Source organism: Desulfovermiculus halophilus DSM 18834 (genome assembly GCF_000620765.1).
Classification (GTDB): domain Bacteria; phylum Desulfobacterota; class Desulfovibrionia; order Desulfovibrionales; family Desulfothermaceae; genus Desulfovermiculus; species Desulfovermiculus halophilus.
Genome location: NZ_JIAK01000064.1, coordinates 1 through 2021, shown reverse-complemented (window position 1 = coordinate 2021; position 2021 = coordinate 1). Strand labels below are relative to the sequence as shown.

Sequence of the window (2021 nt, the reverse complement as noted above, 5' to 3'; positions counted from 1 at the left end):
GATTAAGGTGATCATCAGGTGGCTCCATTAAGTGCACATAAACTGGCCCTATTAGCGTGATCATGGACTGGCCCTATTACCGCGGTCACTGACACGCACCCATTAGTATTTCATACATTTGAAATTATAGACCGGTATTTACCGCCCTTTCCTCTAGATATCCTCTCAGTATAGTCAAACTGCAAATCTATGGAATAGCCCAATCGTTTTCTAAGCTCCTTCACGACCTTGTGTTCAGTATCATCTGTATACCCATTGTCCGGAACTATTACAACGGTAAGACTATCAATATCATCTTGAATATATTGAGCTTCCTTTATTGGAAGACTTTTTAATACCGGACTGAGCCTTCCTACCCGTCTGCCTTCAGGAGTCTGGATATAATCGTCGGACCTGCCCATAACATTGGCTACAACAGGGAAAGGCAAGCCACATGAGCACGTGTCCGAGGAGAGGGTGACCATATCCCCTATTTTATAGCGGATAAGCGGCATGACAGGGTTTATCAAGCTCGTGCAGACAATTTCAGCTTCTTCACCTCCCTGGGCAGGTTCACCCTGCTCATTGATAAATTCAACAACACTGTAGTCACTATGTACATGATAGCTTCCACAAGAACACTGGGCAATAAAAACACACATCTCTGCTGACCCATACTGATCAAATACAGGTGACTTGAATGCCTGTTCAATTGTTTCACGCATATCATCAAACAATGTTTCCGCTGATGTTATAATTGCCTTTAATTTATTTTTTATATTTATATTATTATTTACTATATATTGAGCTAATGTGTACACACTAGATGGATAAGCATCTATATAACAAGGCTTGAACCTTTCAAGTTCATTTATTATTGACTTCATGTTCTCATATAAAAAATGATATGAAGAGAAATATGTATTATTTTGAAACCAACTTCTTCTCCAGTAAGGTTCTTTTTTTTGTTCTATAGGCACAACCAGTCGACCTCCAATGGTCGCCTTTGCCTCTCTTGGATCAATATGTAACGTTTGTAACCACCTATCATAGAATGCATAATTAATTTGTCTAACATTATTGTTGCAATATATATTAAGTGGGGTACCTGTCGTTCCTGTCGTGCATATCTTGAATAATCTTTTGACATCATATTTTGTGGATATTAATTCTTTTTCATAATCTCTGATTGTTTGCTTTTCAAGATAAGGTATTGTCAGCAAATCAGAATAATCGTTTATTCGATCTGCTTTTATTCCTTCAAAATCAAAAAGTTTTTTATAATATGGAACTTCATTATACGCCGTTTTTATAACATTTTGCATATTGATTAATTGATTATAAACAATATATTCTTTAGATTTATATAGATTATTTGTATATTTTTGAAGATATTCGTCATATTTTCCTTTATGTCGAACGCGTTCTACATGAAGCCCATATAAAGAAACTAAAATATTTTGCACAAAAACAGGACAAATATCATACCAGTTATAGATTTTATTTATATTTATCATCATTACCTATGAGCTTAAAAGAGAATATATAACGAGACGGGAATCTACACTTCAGTATCTTAAATTTGCATTATCTTGCTAATGATTCTCATTGAACGTTGTCCGTAACAATCCCCTTCCTGCGCAAAATTTCACGGTATAGAGCTTCATAGTTACTTACCATACTCTGCACAGAAAAATGTTGGTAAAATCTTTTTTTTGCTTCCTTCCCAAGGTTATACCTCTCAACATCATTGCCTAAAAGCCGACAGACAACTTCGGATAATTCCCCGGATTTTTTTGGTGTGATCAAAAACCCGCTTTTGGCATGCTCGATCGCATCTTTATTCCCCCCCCACCCTGGTGGCTACTATTGCCCGCCCGGCAGCCATTGCCTCAAGCAGGACCAAAGGCAACCCCTCCCATTCTGATGGCAACACATATATGTCCAACAGGAGTTTCAGGAATCGATTGCCTCTGCGGTCAAATTAGCAACAATTACAATGCGTTGCATACATATAAATTGTAGAACCTATGCCATTACAA

Annotated in this window: 2 protein-coding genes; both read right to left on the bottom strand. The window is 37.2% G+C overall.

Annotation, left to right across the window (positions count from 1 at the left end; genetic code table 11):
- Window positions 1–110: 110 nt before the first annotated feature.
- A complete protein-coding gene (locus N902_RS19855) occupies window positions 111–1499 on the bottom strand; it encodes a phenylacetate--CoA ligase family protein (protein ID WP_153304247.1) in 1389 nt (462 codons plus the stop codon).
- Window positions 1500–1819: 320 nt separating this feature from the next.
- The gene (locus tag N902_RS19515) at window positions 1820–1927 is read right to left on the bottom strand and encodes a glycosyltransferase (protein WP_279614668.1); all 108 of its coding nucleotides are present in this window, start codon (window positions 1925–1927) and stop codon (window positions 1820–1822) included.
- Window positions 1928–2021 lie beyond the last annotated feature (94 nt).